Annotated in this window: 16 protein-coding genes and 1 tRNA gene; 5 read left to right on the forward strand and 12 right to left on the reverse strand. The window is 56.0% G+C overall.

All coding sequences use genetic code 11. From position 1 onward, the window contains the following. Positions 1-139: 139 nt before the first annotated feature. Positions 140-1,939 carry a hypothetical protein gene (locus tag BIND_RS13680; protein ID WP_041778112.1) on the forward strand — a complete coding sequence of 600 codons (1,800 nt, stop codon included), beginning with the start codon at positions 140-142 and terminating at the stop codon, positions 1,937-1,939. Positions 1,940-2,051: 112 nt separating this feature from the next. After that, positions 2,052-2,285, forward strand: a complete 234-nt coding sequence (locus BIND_RS13685; RefSeq protein ID WP_012385637.1) for a hypothetical protein — start codon at positions 2,052-2,054, stop codon at positions 2,283-2,285. 303 nt (positions 2,286-2,588) lie between these two features. On the opposite strand, the gene BIND_RS13690 is transcribed toward BIND_RS13685, so the two are convergent. From BIND_RS13690 to ilvD, 3 genes are all read right to left on the reverse strand, one after another. After that, positions 2,589-2,825, reverse strand: coding sequence for a hypothetical protein (locus tag BIND_RS13690; RefSeq protein WP_012385638.1), 237 nt, complete (start codon positions 2,823-2,825; stop codon positions 2,589-2,591). A 230-nt stretch (positions 2,826-3,055) separates the two neighbouring features. Next, complete coding sequence (locus tag BIND_RS13695; RefSeq protein ID WP_012385639.1) at positions 3,056-3,352, reverse strand: DUF6525 family protein; 297 nt, start codon at positions 3,350-3,352, stop codon at positions 3,056-3,058. Positions 3,353-3,573: 221 nt separating this feature from the next. Beyond that, the gene (ilvD, locus tag BIND_RS13700; protein ID WP_012385640.1) at positions 3,574-5,427 is read right to left on the reverse strand and encodes a dihydroxy-acid dehydratase; all 1,854 of its coding nucleotides are present in this window, start codon (positions 5,425-5,427) and stop codon (positions 3,574-3,576) included. A 292-nt stretch (positions 5,428-5,719) separates the two neighbouring features. Between ilvD and BIND_RS13705 the strand changes: the two genes are divergently transcribed. After that, positions 5,720-6,373, forward strand: a complete 654-nt coding sequence (locus tag BIND_RS13705) for a class I SAM-dependent methyltransferase (protein ID WP_012385641.1) — start codon at positions 5,720-5,722, stop codon at positions 6,371-6,373. Positions 6,374-6,377: 4 nt separating this feature from the next. Here the strand turns inward: BIND_RS13705 and BIND_RS13710 are convergent, their stop codons facing one another. The 3 genes from BIND_RS13710 to BIND_RS21380 all read right to left on the reverse strand — a co-directional run bounded on the left by BIND_RS13710 (position 6,378) and on the right by BIND_RS21380 (position 8,618). After that, positions 6,378-6,824, reverse strand: coding sequence for a host attachment protein (locus BIND_RS13710; protein ID WP_012385642.1), 447 nt, complete (start codon positions 6,822-6,824; stop codon positions 6,378-6,380). Positions 6,825-6,954: 130 nt separating this feature from the next. Continuing rightward, entirely contained in the window at positions 6,955-8,250 is a 1,296-nt protein-coding gene (gene murA / locus BIND_RS13715) for a UDP-N-acetylglucosamine 1-carboxyvinyltransferase (protein ID WP_012385643.1), read from the reverse strand. Between the two features lie 164 nt (positions 8,251-8,414). Then, positions 8,415-8,618 carry a hypothetical protein gene (locus BIND_RS21380; protein ID WP_148210647.1) on the reverse strand — a complete coding sequence of 68 codons (204 nt, stop codon included), beginning with the start codon at positions 8,616-8,618 and terminating at the stop codon, positions 8,415-8,417. A 213-nt stretch (positions 8,619-8,831) separates the two neighbouring features. On the opposite strand from BIND_RS21380, the gene BIND_RS13720 reads away from it, so the two are divergent. Further along, positions 8,832-8,906 (forward strand) — tRNA-Thr (locus BIND_RS13720). A 186-nt stretch (positions 8,907-9,092) separates the two neighbouring features. On the opposite strand, the gene BIND_RS13725 is transcribed toward BIND_RS13720, so the two are convergent. Next, a complete protein-coding gene (locus BIND_RS13725) occupies positions 9,093-10,565 on the reverse strand; it encodes a hypothetical protein (protein WP_012385644.1) in 1,473 nt (490 codons plus the stop codon). A gap of 810 nt (positions 10,566-11,375) precedes the next feature. Between BIND_RS13725 and BIND_RS13730 the strand changes: the two genes are divergently transcribed. Then, on the forward strand, positions 11,376-11,792 hold the full coding sequence (locus BIND_RS13730) for a hypothetical protein (RefSeq protein WP_012385645.1): 417 nt from the start codon (positions 11,376-11,378) through the stop codon (positions 11,790-11,792). A gap of 6 nt (positions 11,793-11,798) precedes the next feature. Here BIND_RS13730 and BIND_RS13735 read toward each other — a convergent pair whose 3' ends face one another. The 5 genes from BIND_RS13735 to BIND_RS13755 are packed head-to-tail and all read right to left on the reverse strand — an operon-like array spanning position 11,799 to position 16,474. Then, a complete protein-coding gene (locus BIND_RS13735; protein WP_012385646.1) occupies positions 11,799-12,377 on the reverse strand; it encodes a hyaluronate lyase N-terminal domain-containing protein in 579 nt (192 codons plus the stop codon). A 44-nt stretch (positions 12,378-12,421) separates the two neighbouring features. Then, positions 12,422-14,533: a phage tail protein gene (locus tag BIND_RS13740; protein WP_012385647.1), complete on the reverse strand. Its 2,112-nt coding sequence runs from the start codon at positions 14,531-14,533 to the stop codon at positions 12,422-12,424. Further along, complete coding sequence (locus BIND_RS13745; protein WP_012385648.1) at positions 14,530-14,994, reverse strand: C40 family peptidase; 465 nt, start codon at positions 14,992-14,994, stop codon at positions 14,530-14,532. The genes BIND_RS13740 and BIND_RS13745 overlap by 4 nt, the downstream gene beginning before the upstream one ends. Positions 14,995-15,002: 8 nt before the next feature. Beyond that, on the reverse strand, positions 15,003-15,869 hold the full coding sequence (locus BIND_RS13750; RefSeq protein ID WP_012385649.1) for a DUF2163 domain-containing protein: 867 nt from the start codon (positions 15,867-15,869) through the stop codon (positions 15,003-15,005). After that, on the reverse strand, positions 15,866-16,474 hold the full coding sequence (locus tag BIND_RS13755) for a DUF2460 domain-containing protein (protein WP_012385650.1): 609 nt from the start codon (positions 16,472-16,474) through the stop codon (positions 15,866-15,868). The genes BIND_RS13750 and BIND_RS13755 overlap by 4 nt, the downstream gene beginning before the upstream one ends. Between the last annotated feature and the right edge of the window lie 30 nt (positions 16,475-16,504).

The following is a 16,504-nucleotide window of genomic DNA, read 5'->3' on the forward strand; positions in this document are numbered from 1 at the left end:
AAAGCGCATGAACTCATCCCAAGAGTAGCGGCCCAAGAGCCATAATTTCATCCCCTTTCCAAGCTACATCTGACTAGCGTTAAGCGCGTGTCAGGCTGATGCTCCAGCGCGAGGTCTTATGGGAACCAAACGATCCCTGATGACGACCGGCCTTCTGACCGGCACGGCTCTTTGGCTTCTTGCCCCCTTGTCCCCCCTTCCGATCATTGCAACAGTCAAAGCGCAAGGGTCCTACGCCCATGCACAGGATTTGGTGATCGAGGCCGGGTCAACGACCTATCGCATCAAAAAACTCGATCTTTCCGGCACGACACTCCAATCGGCCGATCTTCTCGCTGTATTCGATCCCAAAAGCCCTCTACCTTTACAGGAAAGGCTTCAGAAGCTCAGCGCCGGCGCCATCACAGCTCCGGAAATCATCGCGGAAACAACGCGCGATGGGCTCGTTCAGACGATCGTCTATCACAATGTGACACTTGGCACCGTTCAGGCAGGACAGGCGGCCTCCGCCCGCGTCAACAACACCACGCTCAAGCTCATAAGCCCGGACGGGACGATCGAAGGGACCTATGGCGTCATCAAAGCGACGGCGGTCAATCTCCTTCTCGCCAGCCAACTGGCTGGCGCCCCCGGCGAAGTGACGACCAAAGACAAGAGCACGGCCAAAATTCCGTTTCTCGGCTCACTTGAAATCAACGATGTGCATCTCACCAATGAGAAGGCCCATTCACAACTCGATATCCAATCCCTAGCGGCGCGTGACATCAAGGGGCAGGCCTTGCCTACCGCTCCGCAAACCGGTCAAACGGACAAAACTGAGGATCAAGCCACGGCCTACAGCACATTCGACAGTTTGGGCGGAGTGCTTCCAGGCAATTTTGATATCGGCCAATTAGACGCTGAAAAACTTAGCCTGACCTTGACCAATTCTCAGAATCAGCCGTTGCATCTCAGTTTCGCCAAAGGTTCTTTCAGCGATTACACAGCTTTCACCTTCGGCGTCATCCATCTCGATGATCTCGCCCTGCAATCCCCCATCCTCTCCTTCACACTGCAAAATCTCGGTCTTCGCGGCGTGGATTTCACGACAGTCCGCACGTTGCTGAGAGAGGCCTCGCAAAACAACACTGTCATCGGTCTGCAAGCCATTCTGCCGCGTGTCGATCTGCTCGAACTCGCCAAACTCGATGTCACGCAATTTGGTGAAAAGGTCGCTCCCACGGCCGAGGATCCTGCCGGGCGTGACCCCTTATCCTTCCAGGTCGATGCCTTGCGGATGGAACGCTCGCAGCTCTTCCAAGGCACCCCCACGAAGATCAACGCCTCCATCAATCAGTTCCGCGTCGATCTGGACAAGAACCGAAGCGGTCTGTTCAAGGATCTGGCGGCCTTTGGCTATCACGGCCTCGACCTCTCCAGCCGGCTCGCGATGGGCTGGTCGCCGGAGAAGCAGGAACTCGTCGTCGATAATCTGATCGATGCCAAGGACATGGGCACTGTGACCCTTGCCGCTTTGCTCACCAATGTGTCGAAGGAATTCTTTTCGGCCAAGGATGTCGAAGCCACGCGTATCGCCACGGAAACAGCGCGTTTGAAAACCGCCGAACTCACGATTGATAATGATGGAATTTTCGACAAATTCCTGACGCTTCAGGCGCAAGCTCAGAAGAAACCCCTGGCTGATCTACGTCGCTCCTACACGAGCGCCGCCGCCGTCGTCGTCCCCATTCTGCTCGGCAATGGCCCCGGCGCTAAAGCCATCGGCGCGGCGGTTTCAAAATTCATCGCCGAGCCGAAAAAACTCCACCTTCAAGCAACCATGCCGGACGGCCTCACACTCAAGGATGTCGACCTGATTCAAACGCCAGGTTTGCTTCTCGACAAGATCGAAATACAGGTTTCGAACGAAGCCAAAACCGGCGCTCCGCAACCGCATTGACATTGACGCGAACCGGAACGGAAAAGCGCGAGACATTCCGGTTCAGGCTGGCTTGTCTCTCGAAGGTAGTGTATGTCGCACCTGCGTTTCAAGCTCTATGGTGGAGACTAAGGTGGCTACCCTACCCAAAACTGAATTCGAAGTCGGCGGCAAGACGATCGAAGCTTTCACGCTCGACGATCTGGCCAATGGCAGCCTCGAGATCATGTTCATCGACAAAGAGACCCAGAAAGGCCTCGCCAGCTACACGGTGCAGAACAATAAGTTCAAGACCAAGAACTTCACCTACGACATTTCGAAATTCTTCGACTTTGCCGTGGAAGAATTCAAGTCGATCGGTCTTTGACGATTTTCGAGAAAGCATCGGATTCCCGAACGATATCGGGACCGATGCTTTTTCGATACGACATATTCCGGTGAAGGTGGCGATAGAAACACCAAAAACCTTTTAGCTATCGATGATCGTGTCATCGATAGCTAAAAGGTTGAATGATCCAGGATGCAAAAGGACAAGCAGGCCAGCATCCAGCGATAAAACTTTAAGACCGTGACACGTTGAAAGAACACGTATCACGGTCCTTGAATGCTGTTACTCGGCCTTGAGCATGCCGAATAATCCATCCGGCCAAATGATCAGGCACTCAGACGATCACTCGCCTTCCTTGTAAAGGCCAGCTTCGCCCGGTTTCAGGCCCAGGCGCTCAAACGTTTCCTTCGGAAGGTCGATGACCATGGAAACGATATGATCGTCCGTCAGATTGAACGTCTTGATCACGTTCAAGACGGCGTCGTTCTCGCCGGGGACCCAAGAAGCATAGAGCTCGACGTCTTGATCGCCCTCCGCGGGATTGCCCGACGTCACTTGAATAAGCCAGCCTTCGAACATCTTCTCTTCCCTATATTGAGCCTACTCTTCAGATTCAAAGGTTCGGCGGTATGGACCCTGAACTCTGCTTCTCCGAAGCTCGATAAAAGCCCAATGATCGTGCAGCACAATCCTTGGCCCGAGCCATCAAGAATTCCATCTGGACTTTCCCGCTCTCTAACCCGATCCACGAGAATGATCCAGTCTACTCAGGCATTTTCAGCAAAAACGGTGCCGTCAGCCACCCCGTGTCAGCGCACCCACCAATATTCCCGCGTCAAAGGATAATGATAATATTTCAGCCAATTCGCCTGGACGCTCGCCGCCGCCTGGGGATGCGCCGGCCCATACATCACATAATTATCGATTGGTAAGCGGCGGCGCTCATCCTCGCGAATGCGGGCAATCACCCCTTCGGGAGGAGCGCCGAGATCCAGCGCCTCCGCCACGAGGGTTGCGTCCCAATCAAAAGCGGCATTGGCCAGAACTGTCCGCAGGGTTTCAGGCAGCCTGTCATAGCAATCAAATTGCTTCTTCAAACGTCCCATGCGCTGCCTCGATTTTCTGCATGGCGCACTCAGTCACACCATAGAACGACAAGACTCTCGTCGTTCTGTGCAAGACAAAGCCACGCTTGATTTTGCTTTTTCACAAGCAAAATCAATGCTGCCAAGCATATTAAGCGCCAGCAAACCGCCAAGGTTCGCTCAACTCGACAAGCTCCTATGCATTTTCCACGCGAAACAGGGTGGGATCTGGCAGAAATTGATCAAAAGCGCGGCTTCTGATCAAGATCACGGACCGCACCGCGGGCAGCACTGGTCGTAAAGGCGGCATAGGCGCGCAAGGCCGTCGAGACCTGGCGCTGGCGCTCACGCGGCTTGAAAGCATTCGCGCCTTTCGCCTCCATGACTCCACGCCGACGCGCCAGTTCCGCTTCGGGCACGGCCAGGATAAGAGAACGGGTCTTGATATCGATCTCGATCCGATCGCCCTCCTCGACCAAAGCAATCATGCCGCCTTCAGCCGCCTCCGGCGAGACATGGCCGATGGACAGGCCAGAGGTGCCGCCAGAAAAGCGCCCATCGGTGATCAAGGCGCAGGCCTTGCCAAGCCCTTTCGATTTCAAATAGCTCGTCGGATAAAGCATTTCCTGCATGCCAGGACCACCCCGTGGTCCTTCGTAACGGATCACCACCACGTCACCGGCGACAATCCGCCCAGCAAGAATCGCCTCGACCGCGCTGTCCTGGCTCTCGAAAACCCTGGCCGGCCCGGCAAAGGTCAAAATGCTTTCATCAACGCCGGCTGTCTTCACGATCGATCCTTCCTCAGCCAGATTGCCGAAGAGGACGGCAAGCCCGCCATCTTGCGAAAAGGCATGCGCCTGATCGCGGATCACCCCGGTTTCCCGATCGAGATCCAGGGCCTCATAGCGTTTTTCCTGGCTAAAGGCCTGCGTCGTCGGCACGTTGCCCGGCGCTGCTTTATAGAAAGTCTGAACCATCTCGCTATTGCTGCGCCGGATATCCCAACGCATCAAGGCTTCCCCCAGACTGCTCGAATGGACCGTCGGCAAGTCCGCATGGAGAAGCCCTGCCCTATCGAGTTCCCCCAAAATCGCCATAATGCCACCAGCCCGGTGCACATCCTCCATATGGACGTCATTCTTCGCCGGCGCGACCTTGCAGAGGCACGGCACGCCACGGGACAGGCGGTCGATATCCGCCATCATGAACGGCACGCCCGCCTCATGGGCCGCCGCCAGAAGGTGCAAGACCGTATTGGTCGAGCCGCCCATGGCGATATCGAGCGTCATGGCATTTTCAAAGGCCTTGAAGGAAGCGATGGCGCGCGGCAGAACGGAACCATCATTTTGCTCATAATAGCGGCGCGCCAGATCGACGATCAAATGCCCGGCTTCCACGAAGAGACGCCGGCGATCGGCATGGGTTGCGAGGACGGAACCATTGCCGGGCAGAGAAAGCCCCAAGGCCTCGGTCAGGCAATTCATGGAATTGGCAGTGAACATGCCCGAACAGGAGCCGCAAGTCGGGCAGGCCGAACGCTCGATCACCGCCACATCCTCGGCGCTGACCCGGTCATCAGCCGCCGCAACCATGGCATCAACCAGATCAAGCGCCAAGGTCTTGCCACCGACCTGCGCCTTGCCAGCCTCCATGGGTCCACCCGACACGAAAATGGTCGGAATATTCAGGCGCAGCGCGGCCATCAACATGCCGGGCGTGATCTTGTCGCAATTCGAGATGCAAACGAGAGCATCGGCGCAATGGGCGTTGACCATATATTCGACGCTGTCGGCGATGAGTTCGCGCGAGGGCAAGCTGTAGAGCATGCCATCATGCCCCATAGCAATGCCGTCATCGACGGCAATCGTGTTGAATTCCTTGGCAATGCCACCCGCCTTTTCGATCTCGCCGGCGACAAGCTGGCCGAGATCCTTGAGATGAACATGGCCCGGCACGAATTGCGTGAAGGAATTGGCGATGGCGATGATCGGTTTGCCGAAATCCTCGTCCTTGACGCCCGTCGCGCGCCAGAGGCCACGGGCGCCGGCCATATTGCGGCCATGAGTGGTGGTGCGGGAACGATAATCGGGCATGTTCAACCTCTGAATCTCGTCTCTGGATCTCGCTCAAGCGGATTGCACGCCGCGTGATCCCATCGATCAAACGCTGCGATCAGGACCTAAAGGTCCAAACCATACGCTGCCGGCCATGCACTCCAAACCGTGCGCTCCGGGCCGTGGCAGCGTTGCGATAGAGAGGCTGTCTTTACAACAGTGCGCTGTCGAATGAAATCGCCCGATGGCAGGGATTTTGCCCCGCTTTATATTCCATTTCTCATAATAAAGCCCCGGCCTTGCGCCAAGCTTGACCCATGAAAGCGCCACCATGAGCGATACGCCAGCAGAAGGAACCGTCGATCCCGACCTGCCGGAATTGTCTCCCAACGCCTTCATCAAACCGGACGAGACACCGGACGAGGCTTTTTATGCCGTGCCGCGTTTCGTGACCCATATCGACGGCGGAGCAATTGCCGCGGTCACCGAGCTCTATCGCGAAATCGTGCCGCACGATGCCCAAATTCTCGATCTTATGTCGAGCTGGATCAGCCACCTGCCGCCCGAAGGCAAATATGCGCAAGTCATCGGTCACGGCATGAATGCCATGGAGCTCAAGGCCAATCCGCGGCTCACCCGTTCCTTCGTGCAAAATCTCAATACCAATCCGCTCTTGCCGCTCGAAACGCAATCGCTCGACGCGGCCATGATCTGCGTCTCCATTCAATATTTGCAAAAGCCGGTCATTGTATTGCGCGAGGTCCTGCGTGTGCTGCGCCCGCAGGCGCCGCTCATCATCACTTTTTCAAACCGTTGTTTCCCGACCAAGGCGGTCACGGTCTGGCAGGCTTTGGAGGACGAGGCTCACCTCGACCTCCTCGCCCTCTATCTTCAACGCGCGGGTTTCGCGTCGATCGAATCACGCACGCTTTGCAAAGGCGGGCGCGGTGCCGATCCCCTCTGGGCGGTCATCGGGCGCTCCTGACAGTTCAGGCAGACAGCCGTGCCGCGATCTCCTTGACCGGCAATTTCATGAAATCCTTATCGATTTCAGCCGTCACAATGCCGCGCGCCGCCGGTGAAAGGCGTTCGCGCAAGACGCCGAGCGCTTTCGGTGGCGCGATCACGATGAGACTTTTGACGGCATAATGCTTGATCTCCTTATCAAGGACATCAGCCACATCCGAAAGAAAGTCGATCTCGTTCTGCTCATGCCAGTCGGTCTGTTCGAGCGCGCTGCGGGATGTGCCGTGTGATTCGTAGACGCGTCCTGGCCGATCCGTGCCGAGTTCACGAGCAGGCGCCTGCGGCAAGGCGAAGTCTTCAACCGGCTTGAGATCAAGCCGTGTCGCCTCGCCATCATTGCGCAAGATCTGCGCCTTGGCGCCGTCGCAGACCAAGATCCAGCCTTGCCGGGGAATCCTGACGCGTTCCATGTCGCTCTCCATCATCCTTCTGAACTCGCGGTCATCACACCACAGACGCAACCGCGATCAGGATAATGTTCGAAACGCTTTCCAGTTCTCCCCAAAGCGCTCTGGCAACCGGCCACCTTATATCAAAATATCATGCAGTGCCGGAGATGCGCTCGATAATTGCGCCGCAACGGCCGAGCTTCTCTTCCAAATGTTCAAAACCCCGGTCGAGATGATAGACGCGGTTGACCATGGTCTCGCCCTGCGCCGCCAGCGCCGCAATGACGAGGGAGACGGAAGCCCTCAGATCCGTCGCCATGACGGGCGCGCCTTGCAGTGTTTCGACACCCTCGACAATTGCGGCATCACCCTCGAGGCGAATATGGGCGCCAAGCCGCGCCAATTCCTGCACATGCATGAAACGATTTTCGAAAATCGTCTCGGTAATCGTCGATGACCCCTTGGCTTTCGTCATGAGGGCCATGAATTGCGCTTGAAGATCGGTCGGAAAGCCCGGGAACGGTGCTGTCGTGACGTCGACCGGCTGAAGGCCCGCGCCGTTGCGCCTCACCCTGATTCCCTCATTGGTGACAGAAATGCGGGCCCCCGCTTGTTCGATCGTATCGAGGGCCGTCTGCAAAAGGTCCGCTTCAGCGCCTTCAAGCAGGACATCACCCCCCGCCATGGCCACGGCGATCGCATAGGTTCCCGCCTCGATCCGATCGGGAAGCACCTTATGGCTCGCGCCAGAAAGACGCCCAACGCCCTCGATTTCGACCGTCGATTGCCCTGCCCCCTTGATCTTCGCCCCCATTTTCGTAAGGCAATTGGCGAGATCGACGATTTCTGGCTCGCGAGCCGCATTGACGAGCAGAGTATGGCCTTGCGCCAGCGAGGCCGCCATCAAGGCCGTATGCGTGCCACCAACCGTCACTTTGGGAAAGGTGATCTCGGCGCCATGCAGACCCTTGGGCGCCTTGGCGTGCACATAGCCCGCTTCGATCTCGATCTTCGCGCCTAATTTTTCCAAAACCATGAGCAGGAGATCGACGGGCCGCGTGCCGATGGCGCAGCCGCCGGGCAACGAAACGCGCGCCTCTCCCATCCGCGCGAGCAGCGGCGCGATGACCCAGAAACTCGCCCGCATTTTTGAAACGAGATCATAGGGCGCCATAATATCAACGATGGTGCCGGCGGTGAGATGAATCGCCCGGCTCGCATGCGGCTCCTCGCCGGCACGTCGGCCGTTCACCGAATAATCGACACCGTGGTGACCGAGAATGCGCAACAGCATATTGACGTCGGCGAGCGCCGGGACGTTTTCAAGCGTCAGCGTCTCAGATGTCAGAAGGGACGCGATCATCAAGGGCAAAGCGGCATTTTTCGCACCTGAAATCTTGATAGTGCCTTCGAGCGTCCGGCCGCCCACGATGCGAATGCGATCCATTCATTCCCCGTCGATTTTGATGGTCTGAAGCTGGAGAAACCGGGCGTTTCCCGCCCCACGGCTTTCCTGGTTCATTTCAAAAGATTGATCTCGAACTCTTTTCACAAATAAGCGGAAGCTTGGTCAAGCCACTCCGATTCCATCCCTCTCACACCGCGCCACTCTCACGGAATTCGCTCGTCATCCGGCTTATCCCCAGCCAAAACTTGATTTCTTTCCCTGCTCTGCGCCTTGCGGCGATGCAGATTAGCCTTCAATGCGGAGGCAAGACGTTGTTCTCGCACCGATTTCTCAACAACCTTCGGCGCGGGGCTCGGCTCTTGGCCAGCCGGAACCGCGTCTAGGTGAGGAAAAACCGTGCGGCTCATGCAGGGCCCCGTCGCTCTTTATGGATAAGACGCCGTCAAAAAGCGCGCTTTTTGACAAATTTCACGCAATAACGCCCGGCGCGTGCCGACAGCTTCAGTTTGAAAGGAATTCTTTTAAGCAGCGTTAACCAAGGAAACAAGCCAGCACGCTTGCCTAACTGCTCCACCTATGGCACATACGCGCCACCCGGGGCGGATGGCCCCACGGTACGGGCTGCCGTAGCTCAGTGGTAGAGCACTCCCTTGGTAAGGGAGAGGTCGAGAGTTCGATCCTCTCTGGCAGCACCATCTAACCCATTGATTAGCCAGCACCTTCAAAAATAGGAGAGATGCTGAGGCAATGGAGGGCGAAACGGCGTCACTTGCCCGCATGCCGTTTCGCTGGAGCATAGCTCGTATAACCAGGGAGAATCTCCTGGTCTATGAGGTTAAATCCTCACTTATTTTTCAGCAAAAATTCACGTGCCAAAAATCTCACGTGCAAGGTGCCGACGAATTATTCCTCACCGGCACGCTATTCGTGAACTGCAAGGGATTGCACGTCACATTGGCCGTAATGCCGCAGCCAGAGTCCAGGCGAACCGCATAAGGAACCGATGGCGTGCCCGTCTCGCTGACAGCCAGAGTCAATTGGCAGTTCTTGGAAAGCCCCAGCCCATCCGAAACACTATAGGCCATAACGGTATTATTATGATTCCGGCAGGCATCTACGACCGTCACATTTGCAGTGACGTTGGAAGAACCAGCCATCCGCAGGCCATTGCCATCCGTATCAGTCACGCTGCCTGTGAGCGTGACCGCGCTGGCGCTGTACAATCGGATGCCATGGCCCTCACCCCCGCTATATGGGCTGTCGCGAACATGATTGATCGTAATATTCGCGACTGAAACATCGCTGCATGTGCTGATCACGAGCCCCTGCGGATCTGTCTGCGCCGATTCATTGGTGCCGTCCCCACCGGTGTACGGGGCAGGATGACCAAGAATATCGCCAACTGCATCATATCCGACATTCGAGACATTGACGGTTCCAACCGTCGTATGGTTCGATTCAATATCAAGACCTCTCAGCGAGGTCTTATTCGTGACCACAGTGTCAAATCGAACATAGGTCGGACCGTTTCTCGTCTTACAGCCATCTTTTCCGCTCGTATCGACGGAAATACGTTTTACATGGACATTGGTCACACCCGTCCCGAAGTCGTCATGGGTATAGAATGCGCTATCGGTGGTCCGCGAAAGCTTGACAACGCCGAAGACCACCCCATCGGTCGGCTTGATACCTGAATGGTTGTACCATAGAGAGACGGGTTTGGTCTCTGTCATGACGGCCACAGCCGTTCCCTGACGGCTGATGAAGCGTTTTGTGTTCCCAATATCATCAGCTGTCAGCAAATCGATGTTTGCATTCGTCAAACCGGAAAATATAGAGCCCCCGGTATAGATCGTTTGAAGGTCGAGATTACTGATTTGAAGGCTGTCGACATTTGCCACGACAAAGCCGACGCTCCGCGTCCCCTTGATGCGCAAGGTCCCGATCGTGATGCCGTTCAAACGCGGCGATGTCAGATCAATCGGGCCATGAATGCTGACAAGGACGCTGATATCACTGGTTGTTCTATCCTGACCAGCAGGCACGCCGCCATCCACGGTCAGACCGTCGATGGAAATCGGATTAATGATTTCGATTGCGTCCCCTGTTCCCTTCCACAGAAGGGTTGAAACGTCCACGCCATTGCCGGTCAATTGTAGACCGGCAGGAGGCGTCCATTTCGACATAAACGCATAGGTTTGATCGATCAGAAGAGGCTTGCCCTGCGCGACAGCCGCGTTTGCAGCGGCGACGATCGCGGCATCGGAAGAGGAAACACCATCCGTTGGCGCACCATATTGCGCCGGCGTGATCGCCCCTGTTGTAACAGTGGACGTTGATATGGACTGACTCAAATCAATCCTCCTTCGTAAATTATGAATACATTACGCATCAATGGATGCGCAATTCCTTTTATAGTATAAATAATGAGCAATGTCCTTTATGACATACTGACCATAACCAAGAGGGAAGCAAGTATATTTGCGAAATCGGGTGATTGCCGATTTCGATCATATTGTTGCAACTTATAGTATTTACGTGCCGGAAGCAGAGTGAATGTTTTCAGTCTGCCTTTTTAGAAAAGGATTGGCGAGACTAACACTTCAATGTCTCGAACCAATTCGATCTAACCATATCTCCGCCTAACACCAACGACTCTAGGGAATACCCTCGCACGCTGGAAAGCTGTTCTTAATTCCGTGGGCGCAAGCCTCCGCAAGGTATGCGCCTACCCGTGAGAAAGAGGGTGAGGACGACAAAGATTGCTCACCCAGGACAGGGAAACGGTGAGAACCTTCAAAATATCGGAGCCCCTGCAGAAACATCATTCATACCAGCTGCCTGGAAGCGATTGCTTACGACGGTCAAAGCTCGAAGACACGTTCTAGACATGACTTGCAACAGAGTCAGTTTTTGGCAATGATTGTGCTTCACACGAATCATGTTGAAATGCTATGGTGTTCGTCATGGTTGTTTCGACTATTCAGCAGCGATCGACGAGAAACATCGAGAAGCTAACGAGACCCTCTTGAGTATGATCGCTTAAAACACAACCTGACCCTACGAGCAGGATTTCGCAGACAAACGCCCCAATCAAACTTTCGACTTCAGGAGTGATTGCCTTGTGCAACCCTCCAATACGAAGGGTCAAACAGGATAATCTCATGAAACCAATCGACCAGATCCGCCAAGAAATCGCCTCGCTCGAGGCCCGTATCGACAAATTGCGCTCCGTCGAGGACGTGCTTTCAACGCTTGAAGGCGGAAAAGCACTTAGGCGTGGCCGGCGTGCCGCCACGCCGGAAAAGATCCTTCCCAAGGCCGCTGCCAAGCCAGCGGCGAAGACGGCAACAAAAGCGCCCGTGACGAAAGCGCCTTCCGGCGTACGCGAAGGGTCGATCGGGGAAGCCGTTCTTGATTTGCTCAAGGCCCAGGGCGCCCTGCCCCGCGCCGATATCGAAAATGCCATTCGTTCCGATCGCGATGTGGGAAAACAGTCAATTTCCGTTTCGTTGCAACGACTGCGCAAGGCCGGCAAGGTCACCCTTAAAGACAATCAATGGGCGCTCAAGAAGCGATAAGCTGTTTCAAGACGCGGGTACGCCACACAGCATGCAGTGGATGGCGAGACGAACGGCGCCAGCGGTAAAAGAGCCTCCTTGCGCCGTAAGCGTGATCGTCGATGAATTGTACCAAGCCGTCGGACCGATAATACCGGAATTATTCGATCCGGCGGCGATGCTAAGATCGGCGCCAAACTGGCCGCCCGTGCCCCCCGCTGCTCCATTGGGCGAGAGCGTCGCATCCACATTGAAATGTGTCGCTCCCGTAATACCCGTCACCACCAGAACGCTGACGGCAAAGACGATCGCTCGCGCCGGTATTGCAATCGTGGACTGATTCGAGTTCCCCGAGAGAGCGATCATCTCTTCCATAACCTCGAATGTCATGGCCGCGCCATGCGGCGATTGCGCGATGATTTGCGTAGCGGCAAGCGGTTCTTGACCCACTTCCGACAATTTGGCGAGCGGAACGCCACCCTGGGTGGTCCCATCACAAAGGATCAGACGATTATTCGTCGTATCCATGACGATCTCGCCCTGAGCTCCCTTGAAAGAGGCAATATCTGTTTCGGAACCGCGCCGTAGTTGTACCTGAACTGCCATGGATTAGCCTTCCGAACCTAAAGAAAAGAACGACTGCTTTCCCCTCAAGGAGCAGTTCCGAGAGAAATGCGGAGAGGCGAGGTCTCTGTCAGGCCGCCAAAATCGTCCACTTCCCCCAAACTATCCGCCACGAAACCATAATCGAGGCTGGTCCCGAGCAATAAGGCACTCGTCACCGGGCCTCGCGCACCATTGCCTTGTGGTTGATAGGTATAGGTCGCGCATTCGCTGAGATCTTGCACGCCACCGCCAAAAATATTGAAGCTTTGAAACTTCAGACTGATCGTCTGGCCGATAGAGGAGGCCGGCAGCGTATATTTGAACAAGCTGTCGTCGACCCGTGTGAAGGCTACTCCGGCTGCATGTGCGGCAATGTCCGTCCCATAGAGGCCGCGCACGAGCGTTGTCAGCGCATAAGCGTTCGGACCGGTCAGTGTCGCCGTCGCATAGGCGAATAATTCGCCATCCAGATAGCAGAGCGTCGCGCCATTTTGTGCTTCCGCCTCCGTCACACTCGTGAGCGTGCCTACTCCTTGCACGAGCGTGACGCCCAGCGTATCCGTCGTGTCCGGATTGGATGAAACAGGCAGCACATTGGACGTCACGCCCTGGCGCGCAGCGCCCGTAATCGTGCCGATCTGTCGATAGGTCGTCGCATCGATCGAAGCATAGACATAGGCGCCCCCCCAAGCACCGCCACTGCTCGCATTTTGATTTTGGCTGCCCGACAAGGCGACCCATATTTGCGGAATGCCGCCGCTCAAGGCAACGGGTGGCTCGAAGATCACGGGAGGATTCACGGCTCCGGCTTCAGCGGCCCGATTAAAACTCTTCCCCACCGCCCCGACCGCCGGATATTGCACCGCCGTCGCGACGCCACCGGGAAATTCCTCCGCCGTTACTGTAAGAAGACCATTGGCATCTTCTTCGATCGCCGTGATACGGACCGGTGTCTTATCCAAGCCGAGAACCGTATCGGTCAGGGTCACGATGTCCATCGGATCGAGCAAACAATATTCATAAGATAATTTGAACGTATAGGTGTTGCGGATATAAAGCCCACGCTGCAAAATCATCTGTGCGCAAAGAAGGCCCATCGAGACATCACAGATTTCATGCGCGGTGACGGTCGAGCCGCCGCGCATGCCAAAACGCTCTATCGCATCCTGATCGAAGGCCCGGACCGGCGTCGCGGCATAATTGTTTGCCCGGTCGAAACATTCCAGCGTCTGCATATTGGCGATTGAATGAGGATCGACCCGGGCCACGAGAACGGGATCCGCACCGTTTTCATAGATGAAATCCGCATCCGTCAGGTCATAAACAGGTACGACATCGGGCACGAATGTCCGACCATTACCATTGACCACGCTATCACCATAGGGCCGGATCTGCAGGAGCCCACCCGACCAAACAGCAGTGGCATTGGTCAGTTGCAGCCAGCGGGTGATCAGGCTCGACGCGGTTTCCTGTGTCGTCAACGCCGGGCTGAGCCCGATGCCGATCGCGGCGCAATAGGTCTGGTAGGAGGCATCGCTCGAGGCTCCGAACAAGCTCGCGGCATCGATGCTTTCGGCCGGAAAGCCAAGTCCATATTGTGCGTTGGTCAGAAAGTCATAGAGCATGGCCGCGGGGTCCGCATCATAACCATTAACCAGCGAACCGACCGAGGACAAACCTTTGACCTCGAAGGCGAGCGATCCGATCGAAGCGCTCGAGCCAAGATCATAATAGGATGAAGCCATATAGGCGGTGCCATTATAATGCAGGCCGGCATAAGCATAGTCGGCTTGCACAGGTCCCCAGATATCCTGCGGTGTGCCCCCATTCATTAAGGCCAGGTTATAAGCACCATAAGACTGTACCGACTGGCTATTGTAGATCGTCCGGACCGCGTTGACCGGCCCCTCGCCGATGGCCAGCATGATCCAGGTCGAATAAGCATAGCTTGAGACCGTATGATTGCCGCCACCCTTGCCGCCCCCTGCGGAATATTGGGCATGGCTCGCAAAACCATCATGCCAGATGATGTTCGGCGCCGCGCGTGTCATGCCGTAGATGATCGGGATCGGCAGAGCGCTCGATGAGGTCTGAATGTCCATCCCCGTATAATTCGGGGTGACGGCCGCCGATTTCTTGGTGCGGAAATAGCTCATGAGGTTTCTTTGTCCTCGGACGCCCAATAGGAGAAAAAACGACGGCTGCGTTTGGCCTGATCGAGTTGGGCATTCTGGCCGAGCCTTTCCTCGATGACGGCCCGCGCCAGTGAATAGGCATGAACGAACGTCAAGGGATCAGTCTTGGTGATGATGCCTCCATGGGCGTAACAGCGGCCATATTTGAAGACGACAATATCGCCCGGCCCCGGCACATCCACTTCCCGGCAGCGATCGAAGACAAATCCAAGATAACGCTCCTCCGACCGATGCAAATGCCAATCAGAAGCATAAGGACGCGGATCAAAGGGGACGCAAAGACCCGTATCGACGAAGACACGCACCAAAAGCATGCCGCAATCGACACCGGCCCCAAGCACATCGGCGCATTGATGATAAGGCGTGCCGATCCAGCGACGCGCCTCGCTGACGATCAGCGCGCGTTCGGTTTCTTCGCTCATGCGGTTCCTTAATAGGCGGATACAGGCGCGGGGACGTAGGGAAAGCCCCGGAAATTGGCCTGATTGGAAAATTTGGCGCCACAGGACGCAAAGGTGTGGTCACAGCCCTGATAGATCGTGAATGTATCACCGATTGAGGGTGGACGATCGAGCGGATAAGCCAGGCCAAACTGGGCTGTATTGGCCCATTTCACCGTTGCCGTGACGCCATTATTGACCCCTGAGGTAAAGGTCACGAGCCCCTGTTCATAGGCAGGCTCAGAGGCAGACCATTGAATTACAAAGGGGGTCGAGCCGCTTTCCACGCTGCCATCGGCACGGAAAGCGTTTCTGGCAAGGCCGCAACCCGCGTCATAGAGAACATGATTGCAATGAGGCTGATAGAGATTGCGTGGCATTTGCACGTCGAGCAGGGCCAATTCGGAATTGACCGTGATTTCCGCCGTGCTACGGCCGAGTTGATCGATCGTTGCCACACGCCCGACGAAGAGGATTACGCTGCCGATCGGCGCGGTTCCCCAGGCAGCGAGAAAAGCCCGTTCACGCTTGATACGACAGCCGTCGAACAGGCCATTGCGCAAAGCCGAGAGGATGGGAATACCGCCGATCGTATCCGTCGGCCGCGCCGCTAGTGTGATGCGCTGCTGATCCACCTCAAGGCCGGTCACGGCTTTATAATGGAGGCCATCGACGAGAATGGAATCGGCGCGATAGACATAGCCATTGAGCGTGACCGGAACATCGGCATTGGTGGTGGTCAGGATCAAACCGTTCGACAATGTGAAGGTGAAACAATCCGCGATCAAGGCTTGCGAATCGCGGTTCACGCGCAAGGCATCGATCGCGGCCATCAGAGCTGGAGAGGCTTTCTTCATGCCTTGACGCTCCGGAATTTGAGGCTCGCCACGGTCCATAATCCGTCCATGAAATTCTCGAAATCGTTCTGATCGTCGAGAAAACGGCATTCATAGGCAAAGCTGAAATCGGCGACGATGGGAGCGCCGGCCGCGGGCGGGCTGGCGAATGTCACTTTATTCGGTTCCGTCAGAGACCATCCCCCTTGCAGCGCAAGACCATTCACGGAAATATTCGCTACATCCGTGACATAGGAAACGATTTCGACCACGCCACCGAGACTACGCTGGAATGTGAAAATGCTCGTCGAGCCGTCACCCACGCCAATGGTCTGGGCCATAACCTCCTTGTCACTCGGATCGATATAAAGAAAGGTACCATATTGGCCCTGACACTGAAGATAGAGGCCCATCAGGCTTTGCAGCGAATTCGCGCCAAGGCCGGGCCATGCCGTGTTCGCGGTCAAGGCATCGAAGGTCAATTCGAATTCATAGAGCGCCTGGCTATAGAGCGGCACACGAATCTCGCGCCCGGATACATGAGCCACCGTTCGTGTCGAAAAGGTCGGTCTTTTGTGTACGGACCATCCCTGGCCGGGAAGTTGCGGGAAAACCGGAAGACTCATGACCTCCTCCATACCTTCGTCTTCTTTTGG

Origin of the sequence: Beijerinckia indica subsp. indica ATCC 9039 (assembly GCF_000019845.1) — a bacterium.
Classification (GTDB): Bacteria; Pseudomonadota; Alphaproteobacteria; order Rhizobiales; family Beijerinckiaceae; genus Beijerinckia; species Beijerinckia indica.